We start from the raw sequence: 16203 nt of genomic DNA on the forward strand, positions 1-16203 counted from the left end.
AAAGGAAGATTGCCCAGGCTAAATTCCCGGGATGCAACAAATGTCATTCCGACACCTATTAACTATACCATAAATGTGGGAAAACTGCAACTATTCCTCTTCCACATGTAATACATTATCCTTAAAAATCCCGCACCTTTATCCGGACGACGGGGAATGCCTAAAACCCCTATTACCTCCCCGTAAAATTTTAGCTATGGAAAATAATATAGAGGTAGAAAAATCAAAAGTCTTTATCATTGTCGAGATCATTGAATACATTCCCAATGCTGTGGTCATCAAGACCATCATAAAAAAAACCACTGGGAATGTCACTGCGGTCTCTTTTGATTCAGGTGAAAACCTACCGGAAAAAACATTGCCATTCGATACGTTCATCCAAATCATAGAGGGCAGGGCCGAAATCTTGATCGACGGCAATTCGCAAACCTTGGAGACGGGACAGGCCATTATCATTCCTGCCCATTCAAAAAATGTCATAAAGGCCAATGAACGGTTCAAAATGATCTCCACTATCATTAAAAGTGGTTATGAGTAGCCCCATCTTAAATAAAGTCATCAATGAACAACATTAAAATAGTCTGATATGTATATGTATCCCTTGATTGGCCTTCCCATATTGATCTTTTTATTGATAGGGATTAAAATTGTCCGCCCCACGCAGAGAGGCCTAATAGAAAGATTGGGGAAGTACTCAGGTTTTGCCGGTCCCGGGTTCCATTGGATCATCCCGATCGTTGACCGTATGTTCATTGTCAACGTTACGGAGCAAATGGTGGATGCGGAGCCCCAAGAGATCATCACCAATGACAACCTGAATGCCAGCGTGGATGCCCAGGTATATTTTAGGGTAAAGGATAACGAGGAAAGTGTTAAGGGATCTATCTACAATGTAAACGATTATAGGTATCAAATCGTAAACCTTGCCCGTACAACCCTTAGGAACATTATCGGAACCTTGACCTTAAAATCCGCCAATAGTGAGCGGGGAAAGATCAATGCGGACCTATATAAAACACTCCACACGGAAACCATGGGTTGGGGCATTGAGATCGTGAGAACGGAGTTAAAAGAAATCGATCCTCCAAAGGATGTACAGGAAACCATGAACAAAGTGGTAAAGGCGGAGAATGAAAAAATTGCGGCCGTAGATTCTGCCACAGCTGCGGAAACTGTGGCTGACGGTATAAAAAGGGCCAAAATAAAAGAGGCCGAAGGATATAAACGGGCCAAGATACTCCATGCCGAAGGCGAGGCCGAAGCGATAAAGCTCGTAAACGAGGCTGCCGATAAGTTTTTTATCGGCAACGCACAGATCCTTAGAAAGCTGCAAGCTGTGGAAACTTCCTTACAGACGAACACCAAAATAGTGGTGCCCACTGGCACTGAACTGGTAAACATAATCGGGGAAATGGCCGGCACAGTTCTTCCTATGACCAAAAAATCCAAAATGGAATAAAGCAAAAGTGCAATATAAACCTTCAAAACCATGGAGAAAAAGAACGTTTTGGTAATTGTTGCGCACCCAGATGATGAAACCTTGTGGTGTGGGGGCACCGTGCTTATGCATCCAGAGCATACATGGTTCATTGCCTGCCTTTGCCGAAAAAATGACAGTGATCGCGCCCCAAAATTTAAAAAAGCGTTGGCGGCTTACAACGCCAAGGGTCGTATGGGCAATCTAAACGATGGCGTGGAGCAAAAACCATTGAACAAAAATGTGGTAAAGAAAGCTATCTTGAATCTACTGCCCGAACAGAAATTTGACCTTGTCCTAACGCACAGTCCTACAGGTGAATATACACGACATTTACGTCATGAAGAAATAGGCAGGGCGGTAATCGAGCTGTGGAACGAACAAAAAATTTCCACGAATCAGCTATGGACCTTTGCCTTTGAAGACGGATACAAAAAATACTATCCCCAGGCAATAAAGGGGGCAAGTATCCATCATATGCTTTCAAAAAACATTTGGCAGGAAAAATATCGGATAATCACTGAAATATATGGGTTTGACAAGACAGGGTTTGAAGCAAAGACAACACCCAAGGAAGAGGCCTTCTGGAAGTTCGAAAACCGGATAGATGCCCAAAAATGGCTGGAGCACGAAGGAATTTAACAGCAACCCCCTAAAGATTTAGGAAATGAAAGTCCTGGTCCTTTACGATTATCCACCTTCCCCCGGCGGTCTTGCAACGCAGGGCGACCTGCTTTATCGTGGGCTTTTGGAACTTGGCGTGGACACATATGCGGTCCACTTTGAATCGGCACAGGAAAAAGAGTGGTATTATAGATGGTTTGAACCCGATGTGGTAGTGGGCATTGGTTATTGGGGCCATACCCCTCACTTGGTACTGCACCCCCAGCGCTATGGCATCGAGCCCATACCTTGGTTGGTTGCCGATGGCTATATTGCCAACTACCAAGAGGTCCTGAACGATCTGCCCCTGATTCTGGTGACTTCAAACTGGGTCAAGGAAATGTATGTAAGGGATGGCATCAAGGCATCAACTATCGAGGTGCTGCCTGTAGGTTGTGATACCATGTCTTTTGTCCCCTTTGACAAAAACGATCCTAAAATTGTGGCGGTACGTGAATCATTGGGCATTCCCCCCGACCAGTTAATGATCTTGACCGTTGGCGGTGATGCCGCTTCAAAAGGTGCCCAGGAGGTCATGCAGGCCTTGGCGATCATTGACGCCAAGGCCCCTGACTGGAAATACGTCTGCAAAGTATGGCCACAACCGAGGACCAAGGCCCAGAACCTCCTAGATCTGGAAATGGCCACCCATTTAGGCATTGAAAAGAATGTCACCTACGCGACCAATACCGTTTCCAGAAATTTCATGCCGTATCTTATTGGCGCATGTGATATTTATGCGGCCCCCTCACGTCTTGAAGGGTTCGGTATGCCCCAGGTGGAGGCGGGAGCTTGCGGAAAACCTGTCATAGGGATCAAGGCCATGGGAATGTTGGACACACTTTTACATGAAAAAACGGCCTTTCTCGCCGAGGTGGCACAAAAAATCGTCGTTAAGGAAGTGCTTTTGGGAAAAGAATCTGGTTTTGAAAACAAACACAAAATCGTGTTCGATATTCCCAGAACGGTCGATTACCGGGCCAATGTGCAGGAAATTGCCAAGTATATGCTCCTGCTCATGGGCAATGAACAACTACGGATAGCCATGGGCCGTGCCGCAAGGGAACATGTGGTGGAACATTTTGATTACAGGGTCGTGGCCAAAAAATTCATCCAAATTATACAGGATAAACTAGGTATAGATTAAATGACCTCGGAAAACAAACAATTCATAAAATCCGCGGAAAGGGCCGCTCTGGAAGTGCTCCTGCACAATTCAAAGGGGCCGTTCCTTGATCTGCCGCGAACAGCCGGTTGGGGATATCCCGAACCCTATACCCGTGACCTTTTGATCTCCGTCTTAGGGATTGCTGTAACAAAAAATGCCGTACTGTTGCAAACTGTCCGCCATGTTTTGCTGATGTTGGCCAAAAACCAATCCAAGCGAGGCCATATTCCCTCTCTGGTCCATGATAGGGAAGATCGGGGTGCCAGCGATACCACCCCCTTGTTTCTAATTGCTGTCGGAATCTTCAGGAAAGTGGCCAAGGAACCTTTTTTTTTAGAAGATTCCATAAAAGATGCGCTTTTATGGATGGAATACCAAAGTCCATCGGACCAATACATGGTCTCACAAATGCCCACCAGCGACTGGCGTGACGAACAATGGGTATTGGGACATGGACTGTTTGTAAACACTTTGGTCCACACCTATTTAAAATTGTTCGGTAATACAAAAAGAGCCGAAAAATTAAGGCTTCAAATGGAACGACCAATCTTTTGTCCGGATAAAATAAGCAACAAAGAACCTGAAGGGCTGACCATTGACGGTCAACCCTATTACGCCTTATGGTCCTATAAGGTATACAGTAGCGAGCGTTTCGACCTATTGGGCAACAGTATGGCCATTTTATCAGGTATTGCCTCACCATCAAGGGCAAAGGCCATAATCGATTGGGTTGAAACATCGTGTTCCACAATGAGAAAAACAAAGGAGCTGTCCAATGACCTCTCCCCTAATTTTTTCCCTTTTATCCAACCAGGCGATTCGGATTGGGTCCCTAGGTACGCTGATTTCAACCAACCTGGAAATTACCACAATGGCGGTATATGGCCTTTTATAACCGGGTTTTACATTGCGGCCCTTGTGGCCAACAAAGACTATGGTTTGGCGGAGACAAAACTTCTGGCATTGACCCGGCTTATCAAAAAAGCCAGGAACAAGGAACTTGAATTCGGTTTCAATGAGTGGTACAAGGCCCAGGACGGAAAACCCATGGGGCAGGACTGGCAGACTTGGAGCGCATCAAACTACCTATATGCAGCGCAATGTGTGGCAGAAAAAAGGACGCCATTTTTCGACGTCCTCAGGTAATGGTCCTAAAAAAGAATCTTATAAAAGGCTTAACGTCCATTAAGGGCAAAACCATACTCTTTATTTCCTTAAAAAAGATGAGCCGTCTTTTCACACGACATCGTTTACCTTAAAATATTCTCCATATCAATTAATTGATCAAAGCATAATAGTAATTGACCTCCAATTCATTTTTTACTTGACTGATGCCAGGAGTATTCCATGCAATACGGCCAGCCTCTTCTTTTTGATACCAAGAATGTACATCTCCGGTAAGTGTTACCGTTGTTCCAGAAACCATGACATGGATATCGTGATCATCAATGGACCAATTTCTTCCAATGGCATCCTCGACATCCCGTTGTTCGATGGCGTCATGCGACTCCGGAATGATTCTAATATTATTACTTATTCCTTTAATTCCGGTCAGATAGCGTATGGCATCCATTGCAGCTTCTTTTTGATAATTCCATGAAAGCTCACCTTCTAGGGTAACCCATCCATCCTCTACTTTTATGGTCACCTTGTCATCGGGTACGGAACCATTCAATTTTAATGCTCTCAAAACTTTTTTTGCAATTTGCTCGTTACTTTTCTTAAATGAGTCATTAAACTTTACCTCAATGTTTTCCACAAGGGCATTGACCCCAATCACGCTTTTTGCCACATTTTCAGCCTCCATTTTTTTTGTGTAGCTATCCACCACACCTGTCAAGGAAACCATACCATCCTTGGCCGTGACACCAATCTCAGTTGCATGTAATAGAGGTTCCCATTTAATGGCATTTTCGACATCCTTCTGTAATATTTTGTTACTTTTCATAATAAGCTATTTTAAAGGTGTGAATTATTTTTCACAACCTTATAAAGGTCTTATATATAATCAGCACTACCATTGTACACTTGTGAAAAGCAATTACAAAAATCACACATTGACTTACCTGTGGAATCCTATATTCCCGTATTAATGTCAAAAACGCAATTCAAATAATTGGGCACTGCTCAATCCCAATATCCATTAATCACGGAAGGAATCTGTGATTTATGCAACTCAATTCCTTTTTTATTCAACTTTTTTTTGTTGATTTTCAATATCTTATGATTGTTTCCCGATATAGATTCGGAAAACCGGATTTCACTAAACCAAAGAAAATGTCAAAAGGAAATAAGACCCCTGCAAAATCCAACAAACCCAAACTCGCACTGAGCCTAAAGCAAAAAAGGGAGCATAAGGATGTCAAGATAAACATTGAAAATAGAAACCACAAGAGGCATATCCCATAGAGGAGTAGTCACCTTGTTCCAACAAAATCCTATCCAAGATGAAGCTAGCCTATATCGGTACCTATCCACCACGCGAATGTGGTATTGGCACGTTTACCCAAAACCTTGCCCACTCCATGTTGGAAAACGGCAAGGGGGTCAAAGAAATCATGGTTATTGCCATGAACGACCATAACCAGGACTATCCCTACCCTCCCGAAGTAAAATTGAGCATCAACCAAGAACAACAGACCGATTATCTGGAAGCTGTAAACTACATTAACCTCAGTGGGGCGGATGCGTGCATACTTGAACATGAATTTGGTATATATGGAGGTCTGGGTGGAGTTTATATCCTACCCCTCCTACACCGCCTGAACATCCCGTTGATCACAACCTTACATACCATTCTGGAAACACCATCCTATAATGAAAGGGCCATCTTAAAGGAAATTTGCAAAATGTCCGATAAAATTGTGGTGATGAGCCACAAGGCCATCCATTTTCTTGTTGGGATATATAAGGTGCCCAAAGAAAAAATAGTGCTTATAGAACACGGTGTCCCGGACATCCATTTTGATAAGGAGGAGTCGAGAACGGAATTTAAACTGAATGAAAGGAAGTTGCTCCTGACCTTTGGCTTCATCGGCCGCAATAAGGGCATTGAAACCGTGATCAAGGCCTTGCCACAAATCATTGAAAAACATCCTGAAGCTCTGTACATCGTCTTGGGAAAAACGCATCCCAATGTGTTGCGGCATTCAGGGGAAGAATATCGAAATTATCTCCAGGTCCTTATAAAATCATTGAAACTCAATGAGCATGTATTGTTGCTCAATGAGTTTATAGATGAGAACGAACTCTTTAAATATCTTTCTGCCTGTGATATTTACATCACCCCCTACCTTAGTGAGGCACAGATCACCAGTGGCACACTTTCCTATGCCATGGGTGCGGGTTGTGCCGTAGTCTCCACCCCCTATTGGCATGCCGCGGAATTGCTTGTGGAAAACAAAGGGCGCCTTTTTGATTTCAACGACTCTGATGGCCTGTCCGAAGTTTTAAACGAATTACTGGAAAATCCAGAAAACCTGCACGAGATCCAAGAACATGCAACGGAATATGGGCAAGACATCACCTGGCCCAAAGTTGGTCAAAAATATACCGATCTTATAACACAGGTACTATCGAGACCCAAGGTGCCCTTGCCAAAGAAAGAAAACGTCATAGATCCTTTGCTGTTGCCCCCATTTTCCCTGGTCCATATCAAAAGATTGACCGATGACACCGGTATTATCCAACATGCAAAATTCGGGATTCCCAACTTAAAGGAAGGCTATTGTCTGGATGATAATGCCCGGGCTCTTTTAATGGTCTGTATGACCTATAAACAGAAAAAAGATCCACTTGCCCTGGAGTTCATGCCCGTATATTTGAGCTATATCCATTACATGCAGAACAAGGACGGTACTTTTCGTAATTTTCTGAGCTTCAACCGTAATTTTTTGGATGAAAAAGGTTCCGAGGATTCCTTTGGGCGTACCATTTGGGCCCTGGGATATCTTTTGGGAAATGCGCCGAACGATGCCTATTATCAAACAGGCAAATTGGTCTTTTTCGATGCCGTTCCCAACTTTGACAGCATCAAATCCATAAGGGGGATCGCCAATACCATGATCGGAATCAGCTATTATCTAAGGACGAATGCTTCCGATGATGCCATGAAAGGGACCTTGCACAAGTTGGCCAATATACTGGTTTCCCATTATGATCAAAACCATACCGAAAATTGGAAATGGTTTGAATCGCTTTTGGCGTATGATAACGGTATTTTACCTTTAGCACTCCTACATGCGGCCGAGGTTCTGGAGGACGGGGATATTTCCAAAGTTGCCTTTGACACCATGGATTTTCTTACCGAGCATACAATGAAAGATGATTATTTGTCCGTTATCGGAAACAAGGATTGGTATGTAAGGGAGAAGGAACGTTCCATGTTCGCACAACAGCCCATCGATGCCGAGGCCATGGTGCTGATGTACCATCAGGCTTATGTATTGACAGGTGACCGGGATTTTCTAAAAAAATTGTTCACCTCGTTCATGTGGTTTTTGGGCGAAAACGATATGCGTATGAGTCTGTATGATTTTGAGACCAAAGGGTGTTGTGATGGTTTCGAGAATTATGGCGTGAACCGAAATCAGGGGGCCGAGAGTTCGTTGGCCTATCTTATCTCCCATCTAACCGTACTACAGGCCTATGAAGAGTCTTTTCAATTAGAGGAAATCAAGACCTCAAAAGCCAAAAAATCGACTATAAATGAATTGCAAGACTGATGGGGACAGTGGCAAAATCTTATCGTTATTTTTTTAACGCATCGAACAGTGCCTCCATTTCGACAACGGCATAGGTAGCTGAGTAATCCGATATGGCATAAGGGAGTATCAAACTGTCATTATGGATGATAGATCCACAGGAATAGACCACATTGGGCACATAACCTTCCCGTTCTTCTTCCAAGGGCATCAACAGAGGCTCTTCCAAACGACCAATTTCTTTTGACGGGTCCTCAAGATCAAACAAAGAAGCGGAGATACAATACCTTCTCATGGGCCCCACACCATGCGTAATGACCAACCATCCGTGTTCGGTCCACAAAGGGGACCCACAATTTCCTATTTGTGTGAATTCCCATGGGAATTTTGGTTTTTGGAGAAGGATGGGATCGTTCCATAATGTGGCCCTTTTTGAATACATGAGATAATTGTTCACTCCATCGATCCGGGAAAGCATCGCGTATTTCCCCTTGATCTTTTTGGGGAAAAGTGCCAAGTTCTTGCCTACGGCGCCATTTCCATGCAAAGGCATGATCCTGAACGTATAGAAATCATCCGTAGAAAGAAGCTTTGGCAATATGGCATGGCCATTATAGGCGGTATAGGTGGCATACACCTTTACGCTGCCATCATTTTCCGTAAAGCGGACAAAACGGGCATCTTCAATTCCCCTGCTTTCCGATTCCGAAATAGGGAATATAACGCGTTCGCTCAAATCGGAATCATGCTCAAACGCGATGTCGTAATAGGAATCCACCAGCCAGGTAATTTCTTCAAGTGCCAACCTTTTTTCAAGACTAATGGCCGTGTCGTCCATTACTTTCCTTACCGCGTTCTTTAGCACGTAATACTCGAATTTATCCGGTAGGTCCTCCATGATACTTTTTGAATACTTTATGGGGATGCGCATCTCCCGCATCTTTTTAACAAATCGTCCTTTATCATAGAGTTTCTTATGGGAGATTTCTGCCATGTCGATCGAATTGCCTACACCCATCAAATGCAGGTCGTTGTTTTTATCGATTATCCCCCTTCTGAAAACTATGGAAGAAATATGCCCTTCCCCTGTTGCCCGAAACGAAAGGATCACGCGCATTTCACCCTCTTCCAAATAGGACTGGTCAAAATCTTGGATGATGGAGGGATTAAAAAAAGCGGCGGACTCTATGGAATACTCCATGGTAAGGTAAGAACCGATGAGCAATTTTCGCTCCATGGAAATAGCATCAAAATCCATGTTCATTTGCCCAATGATATTCCTGATGCCATCACAATGTTTATGGAAAAGCTTGGTGATGTTACGGTGCCTACTTGCAAATTCCCTTAGGGTCTGTTCCAAGGATTCCCGCACTTGACTTTCGCTCATCCCAAAGATCAGGGACAGCAAATCCTTGGTCCGCTGTTCCCCGTTCATAAAGGAGCGGGCCACCACCCTACTGGCATCTGGCAGAAATTTTACGTGCTTACGTGTTACGGAAACCCTCATAAGTATAGAAAAAAATAGTAGGATAGATTATAAAAAAGTAATCGAGCCATTTTAAAAACATCATGTAGCGTATTTGTTCCAGGCTATATTTTCTCAAATACAAGCCTATAATGATCCATTATCTCTTTTTCAAAGCATATTTTGTTGGGGCTGATCTTAAAGACGGCTACTTGATGCCTAAATTCCTTGTCCATGATGTATTTGGGAACCAAGGATAGATAGAGCCAATATTTTTTCAGGTTGAACTTCCTGAACTTCTTTCGCCATTGGCTTATCGTCTCAATGTAGTCCAGTCTTCCACTGCTTTTCGAGATCAATTTAAAATTCGGTTCTGCATTCCGTATCACCATTTCAGGTCCATAGGGCAACCATGAGCCCGGAAATTCTTTGACCATCAGCGCCATGACATGGGCCGCGGAGCCTTTTTTGGCCTTGACATCCAGTTCTTCATAATCGATCATATTTTTACTGAACGTCATGGTCTGCATATAGAACCTCCCACCTTTTGGCAACAAATTGGAAACGGTCTTAAAAAAGTCACTGTACACTTTCTCTTGTTTTCCTTCTTTCCATTCCTCAACGGAACAGAAATGTTCCAATCCCCCAATGCAGCTAATGGCATCAAACATTCCAAAATCTTCCGGTACGATGTAGCGACAATCCTTCACAAGGACCTTCATTCCATGCTTCTGACAGGCTTCCGCCTGTCCCTCGGACAAGGTCAAGCCTGTGCAAATGCCTCCCCTATCTTGGGAAGCATATTTGATAAAGGGGCCCCAGCCGCAGGCCATGTCCAAGACTTTGCTTCCATATTTAATATATAAGCTATCCGCTATAAACCGATGTTTTTCCATTTGCGCCTCTTCCAAGGACATTGAAAAATCACCATCGTACTTGGCTCCGCTGTAATCGGCGGTTTCCCCCATGCTCAAACGGAATATCCTGTCTATGGTAGTGTAGGTAAAATCCAAATCCTTTTTATCAGCCATTTTTTTGTTTAAGTTTTAAACGTTCAATTCTTTTGAAGGCATCCTTGGGGTGCCTTTCTTATAATTGCGGTTTTATTTCTTTTCCGCATGTTGGTTTCAGTTAAAAACACCGAGGTTTAAATAAGGATACGGTAGTTTCCCAATTGAATCGTGAAGTGTTCGTAAGCAAGTACACATCCCTCACCTGTTTTTGGATGTCAAGTACCTGTGTAGGATGCTATGCATGATTTTCCTAAAGGTAGTCATTTAACTGTTCCCATGGACACTGGACCTACTATTCTTTACAAAAGGTAATTTATTTGATTACAGCAATTTAACATACTTTTTAAAGGACACGTTATAATTAAGCCTACCTTTAGTATCAATCGTCCCGTGCAACGTGCAATCCATTACCGGATTTCATTTTGGTCATGGTTTGGTCCTGCCCCCACGGAAAAACAATGCAATAGTGCAATAAACGGTTTAAGCCACGTTTTTAAGGAATAGCGACCAGGTTATCTGATGTTATTCTTGATGTAAGTATTCGTCTTCATTATAGATATCCCATTTAATTTCCTCACAGTTCCACAAGTTTCAAACAACAACCAAACCTTTGGTTTGCAATAGGGACTCATGATAAAAACGCTTCCATTGCAATGGAAAACGGACAAAGGCTTTAAAAAAAGAACAGTATCAAAAATCCAAAATTTGCGAAAAGAGGAGGATCCGACTTTTCAAGAGCATTAAAAACAAGGGTCAACCAGTATTTTGATTCCAAGGGAATCAGTAAATATGCCAATAAGAGCATGATTGCCAAATCAGTCTTAATGTTATCGCTATTTGTGGTTCCCTTGTTACTCATCAATTTGGGAATGGCCTCAAGTCCCTGGCAACTTTTTCTGCTCTATTTTATAGGAGGACTTGGAATGGCGGGAATAGGAATGGGGATCATGCACGACGCCATCCATGGATCGTATTCACGAAACAAGACCGTTAACCGATATATGGGATACACCATGAACCTGGTGGGTGCCAGCTCGGCCGTATGGAGGATACAACACAATTTTTTGCACCATACCTATCCCAATATCACGGGATCGGACGATGATATCAATGCGCCCTTTTTTCTGCGATTTTCCCCGAATGCCAAGAGATATGTGTTGCACAGGTTCCAATTTATATACGCCTGGTTTTTTTATAGTATATCGACGATTTCCTGGGTCACCACCAAGGATTTTGTCCGCATGAACCGCTATAGGAAAATGGGCTTTTTGAACAAGCGCAATGAGTTCCAAAGGGAAATCCCCATACTGATTTTGTGGAAGCTTGTCTACTATACCTTCGCGCTCGTCCTACCATTGATCGTGGTCCCCTTAGCTCCCTGGATCATCATACTGGCTTTTATAAGTATGCACCTGGTGACCGGATTTTTGATCAGTACCATATTTCAGGTTGCGCACATCATGCCCAGTTTGGAGTTTCCCATGCCGGATGAAAACAATACGGTCTCAGGCGATTGGGCGATGCACCAAATGGCCACAACCACTAATTTTGCGCCAAGGGGCGCCCTCTTCTCATGGTTGATAGGAGGGTTGAACTACCAAGTGGAACACCATCTACTGCCCAACATCTGTCATGTACACTATAAAAATCTATCCCGTATCGTGGCAGAGACCGCCAAAGAATTCGGTATGCCCTACCATTGTCAAAAAACCTTTGGCAGTGCTATTTGGAATCATATTAAGATGTTGCGCTCCTTGGGAAAAAATGTTCCGGTAAGCACTTAACGGACGCGTATCCCCTATTTTTGGTGTACCCTGACAGCATTCGGGTTGGTTTGAATTACAGTAAATTTCCGTTCCATGCTGAAATGCACACAAAATGGTAAAAAACAACAACCTTCCTAGACTCCAATCCGTCCCATTACAAGGCCATCAGGTATAGGCCCGGGTTGTATGGGTTTTTCGATGGGCTTGGATGGGTTTGGTCCAAGGCTCCAATTTTTTGCAGGAATTGCCAAAGGGCCACATTGGTTGTTTCTTCTTTTATCACCCGTTCCAAGAGATTTGTCCCCAACGGCCAAACAACTGTGAAGAATACGGGACCTGCCCCTAGGGAAATGTGTGAATCATGCAACTAATACAGTTTACTGCATAACACTTATCAATGGTTATCGGACCATCTTTGTCCTGTGAAATGTTTCACTTAAAAATTTAAATCATGAACTACAAGACAAAAAAAATATCAACCCTGATCTTTGGATTGGCTTCCGTTGCCATGGCCGTCATAGTGTTCAATGGCTGCAAATCGCCCGCCAAAGACAAGGAGACAACACATACAGATGAGGCCAAGGAAAATCTAGTGGAAGCAAAGGAAAGTCTTGATGAGGCCAAGAAAGAATATGTCCTTAGATATGAGGCTTTTAAACTGGAATCGGACAATAAAATTGCAGAAAACGATAAGGTCATTGCCGAATTAAAGGCAAAAGCCAAAAAGGAAAGCAATACTGCCAAAAAGGATTTTGAAAAAGAACTTGCCTTATTGGAACAAAAAAACCAATCGTTGAAAGAAAAAATGAGCTACTACAAGGATGAGGGCAATGATGAATGGGAATCATTTAAGGCTGAATTTGATCAAGATATGGATAGCTTGGGGCAAGCATTAAAAGATCTGACCAAAAATAATACGAACTAATTTCTACAAAAAGCTAAAATTATGGCAAATCTACTGTACACGGTGGCCGTAGTGTTAATCATCACATGGGCCATTGGATTTCTTGGATATCATGCTGGAGGAATCATCCATACCCTATTGGTCATCGCGATCATTGCAATCATATTAAGTATGGTTCAAGGACGAAAATCCAAGTAACCAACAACTTATACGTAATAACGACAAGTACAGCCTCCCGAGTATCCAAGAACATACAGCGATGTTTTTGGATACTCTCTTTTATGCCATTATTTTTTAGTGGGAGCTCTTTACCCCCTGATTCAATTGTGAATAAAAAGCAATACCTTTTACTGTGGACCATTGCGATGCCTATTTTGGCATGGCTCGCCTATTTTGGTATTCCGCTGGATCTGGGGGAACCATATTCTCTGTTCCTTGGCATTTTACTGATAGGATCTGTCATTGCTGCGGTACACCATGCTGAGGTAATCGCCTATAGGGTAGGAGAACCTTTTGGCACATTGTTGCTGGCTTCAGCGATTACGGTAATTGAAGTGGCACTGATTGTTTCATTGATGTTGAGCGGGGGACGGCTTGAGGCAGTTACGCTTGCCCGTGATACGGTTTTGGCATCAGTAATGATAATCCTCACGGGGATAATAGGAATCTGTATATTGGTAGGGGCGATACGTTACAAGGAACAGGTGTTCAGCCTCCAAGGCGTTAGCGCGGCCTTGGTCACCCTTACTTCCATATTGGTGTTCGCCCTTATCCTTCCCAAATTCACTCCAAGTCTTAATGGTTCCATTAACAACCCCCTACAGTTGATTTTTGTTGCGATAGCTTGTCTTGTCCTGTATATCACATTTGTAATGGTGCAGGCGGTACGACATCGTGCCTTTTTTTTATCCCCGGAAACCACTGAGAACAAAAATATACTGCCCTCTCCTCCGACAGTGATGGAAACACTCATTAGTGCCCTTTTGTTGGTTTTGTGTCTCGGGATAGTAGTACTGCTCGCCAAAGCCCTTACATCCGATATAGAAAACGTCGTCTTGCAAGCAGGGGCACCAAAATCCCTGGTAGGGGTGATCATAGCAGCGGTAGTGTTATTGCCCGAGGGACTTGCCGCCTATCGCGCTGCCAGAAAGAACCGCCTCCAGACCAGCCTCAACCTTGCCCTGGGCTCCGCTCTTGCCAGCATAGGCCTCACTATACCAACCGTTGCTATTGTATCCATTATAACTGGAATGAAAATAACACTTGGCATTGATACAAAAGCCATGGTTTTATTGGTACTGGCCCAATTTACCATTGTACTTTCATTGGCCACCGGGCGTACCAATGTGCTGCAGGGAATCGTACTTTTAACAATCTTTGTGGTGTATCTTTTTGCAATTATCTCCCCATGACATGGCCACTTGGCACCGCTATGTGGATTCGAGTCCATGCTTCCAAATATCATGATGATATAACCAACGGTAAATACTTTATCCATAGTTTTTTTGGCGTGACCAAATACCATGTGTGAATTATGCAATTCATTTTGATCATTGTGTATCGTATTGGTCAGGTATAAGGATGATCTTTATGCTATCGTGAAAATTCATTCACAACATAAAAACAATTCCTATGAAAACGAATGCAGAATTACAGGTGGATGTTCAGAATGCCATTAAATGGGAGCCTTTGTTGCATGCAGCTGAAATTGGGGTCACGGCCAAGGATGGTATTGTTTCCTTAACAGGCGTTGTGGACAGCTACATAAAAAAAATGGAAGCGGAAGATGCGGCCAAAAAAGTCATTGGCGTGAAAGCCTTGGTTGAAAATATTGAGGTGAGATTTCCGAGCAAGTGGACAAAAACGGATGTCGAAGTTGCCACTGAAGCTTTGGAAGCTTTGAAAGCCAACTATTGTGTCCCCGACGATAAGGTGACCATGAAAGTAGAGGATGGCTGGGTCATTTTGGAAGGTGAATTACCTTGGAATTACCAAAGGGAAGCCGCAAAAAAAGCCATACATGTCCTTAAAGGCGTAAAAGGGGTGAAAAATAACATCAAGGTCAAATCCGAAAGCAACGGGACAATTGAACAAAATGCTATTGAAAGTGTACTGAGAAGAAGTTCGATCGATGACAGTGGTATCGATGTATCCGTATCCGGTACAACTGTCACATTGAGTGGAACAGTAAACTCTTGGTATCAAAAAGAAGAAGCGGGCCGCATTGCATGGAAGACTCATGGTATTTGGGATGTGAAAAATGAACTTTCAGTTGAATATGATTATCATCTGGTCGATTAACACCCCCAAATGATGGGGAGACTTTCCTATATCCATTTTCTATTGCTCGATTAGGGGGTCCACAATGCATTCCAAACTTGGCTTTTTCAACCCCAATGGAGATTTTCCACCCATTCAATTGGGAAAAAACAGAAGGGATTAGATTGGAGCATGGAAACGGAAGTGGGTTGAAGGAAGCCCGGATATTTCCAATATTGGGCCTGACGATTGGAAAAAGCCATGGGAAACGAGATGAAAAATGGATAACATTAAAACAGAACATCATGAAAATAGTAACAGGGCTAATTGAAATCAACCGGCAGGGGGTTGTCAGGGTATTGGCAAAAAATTTAGCGGACGAAACGGTACTTTACATCAAGACAAAAAAGGCCCATTGGCATGTTGAAGGAGCCGATTTTTATGATAAGCATAAATTCTTTGAACTTCAATTCAAACAATTGGATGAAATCATGGATAGCGTCGCGGAACGCATACGTTCCATTGGCCACTATGCACCGGCTACATTAAAATCGTATCTAAATTTGACCCATCTGACAGAGTCAGAAAGTGAGAAAAACGATAGTCAAGGGTTCATCAAAGAACTACTGGCCGATCACGAACGTATTATTATGGATTTACGAGGTCATATAAAATCGTTTACCGATGATTTTCATGATGCGGGCAGCAGTGATTTCATTACCAGTCTTATGATTACCCATGAAAAAATGGCTTGGTTCCTGCGTTCACATTTAACTAAATAAAGC

General features: G+C 43.1%; 16 protein-coding genes. 12 read left to right on the forward strand and 4 right to left on the reverse strand.

All coding sequences use genetic code 11. The annotated features are described in order from the left end of the window. Window positions 1-196: 196 nt before the first annotated feature. The 5 genes from F8C76_RS08280 to F8C76_RS08300 are packed head-to-tail and all read left to right on the forward strand — an operon-like array spanning window position 197 to window position 4454. A complete protein-coding gene (locus F8C76_RS08280; protein WP_152131256.1) occupies window positions 197-538 on the forward strand; it encodes a cupin domain-containing protein in 342 nt (113 codons plus the stop codon). A gap of 48 nt (window positions 539-586) precedes the next feature. After that, the gene (locus F8C76_RS08285) at window positions 587-1459 is read left to right on the forward strand and encodes an SPFH domain-containing protein (protein ID WP_152131257.1); all 873 of its coding nucleotides are present in this window, start codon (window positions 587-589) and stop codon (window positions 1457-1459) included. Window positions 1460-1489: 30 nt separating this feature from the next. Further along, a complete protein-coding gene (locus F8C76_RS08290) occupies window positions 1490-2119 on the forward strand; it encodes a PIG-L family deacetylase (RefSeq protein ID WP_152131258.1) in 630 nt (209 codons plus the stop codon). A 25-nt stretch (window positions 2120-2144) separates the two neighbouring features. Further along, entirely contained in the window at window positions 2145-3287 is a 1143-nt protein-coding gene (locus F8C76_RS08295; protein WP_129653140.1) for a glycosyltransferase family 4 protein, read from the forward strand. Further along, window positions 3288-4454: a glycoside hydrolase 100 family protein gene (locus F8C76_RS08300; protein ID WP_152131259.1), complete on the forward strand. Its 1167-nt coding sequence runs from the start codon at window positions 3288-3290 to the stop codon at window positions 4452-4454. 130 nt (window positions 4455-4584) lie between these two features. On the opposite strand, the gene F8C76_RS08305 is transcribed toward F8C76_RS08300, so the two are convergent. Beyond that, entirely contained in the window at window positions 4585-5256 is a 672-nt protein-coding gene (locus F8C76_RS08305; RefSeq protein WP_129653142.1) for a BON domain-containing protein, read from the reverse strand. A 499-nt stretch (window positions 5257-5755) separates the two neighbouring features. Between F8C76_RS08305 and F8C76_RS08310 the strand changes: the two genes are divergently transcribed. Then, the gene (locus F8C76_RS08310) at window positions 5756-8032 is read left to right on the forward strand and encodes a glycosyltransferase family 4 protein (RefSeq protein WP_152131260.1); all 2277 of its coding nucleotides are present in this window, start codon (window positions 5756-5758) and stop codon (window positions 8030-8032) included. A 25-nt stretch (window positions 8033-8057) separates the two neighbouring features. On the opposite strand, the gene F8C76_RS08315 is transcribed toward F8C76_RS08310, so the two are convergent. Next, window positions 8058-9518, reverse strand: a complete 1461-nt coding sequence (locus F8C76_RS08315) for a glycoside hydrolase family 130 protein (protein WP_129653144.1) — start codon at window positions 9516-9518, stop codon at window positions 8058-8060. A gap of 83 nt (window positions 9519-9601) precedes the next feature. After that, window positions 9602-10507 (reverse strand): SAM-dependent methyltransferase, encoded by a 906-nt coding sequence (locus F8C76_RS08320; protein WP_152131261.1) that lies wholly within the window; start codon window positions 10505-10507, stop codon window positions 9602-9604. An 806-nt stretch (window positions 10508-11313) separates the two neighbouring features. Here F8C76_RS08320 and F8C76_RS08325 point away from each other — a divergent pair. Continuing rightward, a complete protein-coding gene (locus F8C76_RS08325) occupies window positions 11314-12273 on the forward strand; it encodes a fatty acid desaturase family protein (protein WP_152131262.1) in 960 nt (319 codons plus the stop codon). Between the two features lie 136 nt (window positions 12274-12409). Here F8C76_RS08325 and F8C76_RS08330 read toward each other — a convergent pair whose 3' ends face one another. Beyond that, a complete protein-coding gene (locus tag F8C76_RS08330) occupies window positions 12410-12622 on the reverse strand; it encodes a hypothetical protein (RefSeq protein WP_152131263.1) in 213 nt (70 codons plus the stop codon). A gap of 84 nt (window positions 12623-12706) precedes the next feature. Between F8C76_RS08330 and F8C76_RS08335 the strand changes: the two genes are divergently transcribed. The 5 genes from F8C76_RS08335 (at window position 12707) to F8C76_RS08355 (ending at window position 16200) form a co-directional block, all read left to right on the forward strand. Then, on the forward strand, window positions 12707-13180 hold the full coding sequence (locus tag F8C76_RS08335; RefSeq protein ID WP_129653148.1) for a sll1863 family stress response protein: 474 nt from the start codon (window positions 12707-12709) through the stop codon (window positions 13178-13180). A gap of 21 nt (window positions 13181-13201) precedes the next feature. Continuing rightward, the gene (locus F8C76_RS08340) at window positions 13202-13357 is read left to right on the forward strand and encodes a lmo0937 family membrane protein (protein WP_129653149.1); all 156 of its coding nucleotides are present in this window, start codon (window positions 13202-13204) and stop codon (window positions 13355-13357) included. Window positions 13358-13485: 128 nt separating this feature from the next. After that, on the forward strand, window positions 13486-14571 hold the full coding sequence (locus F8C76_RS08345; protein WP_129653150.1) for a calcium:cation antiporter: 1086 nt from the start codon (window positions 13486-13488) through the stop codon (window positions 14569-14571). 220 nt (window positions 14572-14791) lie between these two features. After that, complete coding sequence (locus F8C76_RS08350) at window positions 14792-15460, forward strand: BON domain-containing protein (RefSeq protein WP_152131264.1); 669 nt, start codon at window positions 14792-14794, stop codon at window positions 15458-15460. A gap of 263 nt (window positions 15461-15723) precedes the next feature. After that, window positions 15724-16200 carry a Dps family protein gene (locus F8C76_RS08355; protein WP_129653152.1) on the forward strand — a complete coding sequence of 159 codons (477 nt, stop codon included), beginning with the start codon at window positions 15724-15726 and terminating at the stop codon, window positions 16198-16200. The last annotated feature ends 3 nt before the right edge of the window (window positions 16201-16203 follow it).

The sequence above is a fragment of the Flagellimonas olearia genome (assembly GCF_009184425.1).
GTDB classification, from domain to species: domain Bacteria; phylum Bacteroidota; class Bacteroidia; order Flavobacteriales; family Flavobacteriaceae; genus Flagellimonas; species Flagellimonas olearia.

Excerpts from the sequence above, each read along its gene's own strand:
- F8C76_RS08280 (WP_152131256.1), top strand. The coding sequence starts at position 197 with ATGGAAAATAATATAGAGGTAGAAAAATCAAAAGTCTTTATCATTGTC.
- F8C76_RS08285 (WP_152131257.1), top strand. The coding sequence starts at position 587 with ATGTATATGTATCCCTTGATTGGCCTTCCCATATTGATCTTTTTATTG.
- F8C76_RS08290 (WP_152131258.1), top strand. The coding sequence starts at position 1,490 with ATGGAGAAAAAGAACGTTTTGGTAATTGTTGCGCACCCAGATGATGAA.
- F8C76_RS08295 (WP_129653140.1), top strand. The coding sequence starts at position 2,145 with ATGAAAGTCCTGGTCCTTTACGATTATCCACCTTCCCCCGGCGGTCTT.
- F8C76_RS08300 (WP_152131259.1), top strand. The coding sequence starts at position 3,288 with ATGACCTCGGAAAACAAACAATTCATAAAATCCGCGGAAAGGGCCGCT.
- F8C76_RS08305 (WP_129653142.1), bottom strand. The coding sequence starts at position 5,256 with ATGAAAAGTAACAAAATATTACAGAAGGATGTCGAAAATGCCATTAAA.
- F8C76_RS08310 (WP_152131260.1), top strand. The coding sequence starts at position 5,756 with ATGAAGCTAGCCTATATCGGTACCTATCCACCACGCGAATGTGGTATT.
- F8C76_RS08315 (WP_129653144.1), bottom strand. The coding sequence starts at position 9,518 with ATGAGGGTTTCCGTAACACGTAAGCACGTAAAATTTCTGCCAGATGCC.
- F8C76_RS08320 (WP_152131261.1), bottom strand. The coding sequence starts at position 10,507 with ATGGCTGATAAAAAGGATTTGGATTTTACCTACACTACCATAGACAGG.
- F8C76_RS08325 (WP_152131262.1), top strand. The coding sequence starts at position 11,314 with ATGTTATCGCTATTTGTGGTTCCCTTGTTACTCATCAATTTGGGAATG.
- F8C76_RS08335 (WP_129653148.1), top strand. The coding sequence starts at position 12,707 with ATGAACTACAAGACAAAAAAAATATCAACCCTGATCTTTGGATTGGCT.
- F8C76_RS08340 (WP_129653149.1), top strand. The coding sequence starts at position 13,202 with ATGGCAAATCTACTGTACACGGTGGCCGTAGTGTTAATCATCACATGG.
- F8C76_RS08350 (WP_152131264.1), top strand. The coding sequence starts at position 14,792 with ATGAAAACGAATGCAGAATTACAGGTGGATGTTCAGAATGCCATTAAA.
- F8C76_RS08355 (WP_129653152.1), top strand. The coding sequence starts at position 15,724 with ATGAAAATAGTAACAGGGCTAATTGAAATCAACCGGCAGGGGGTTGTC.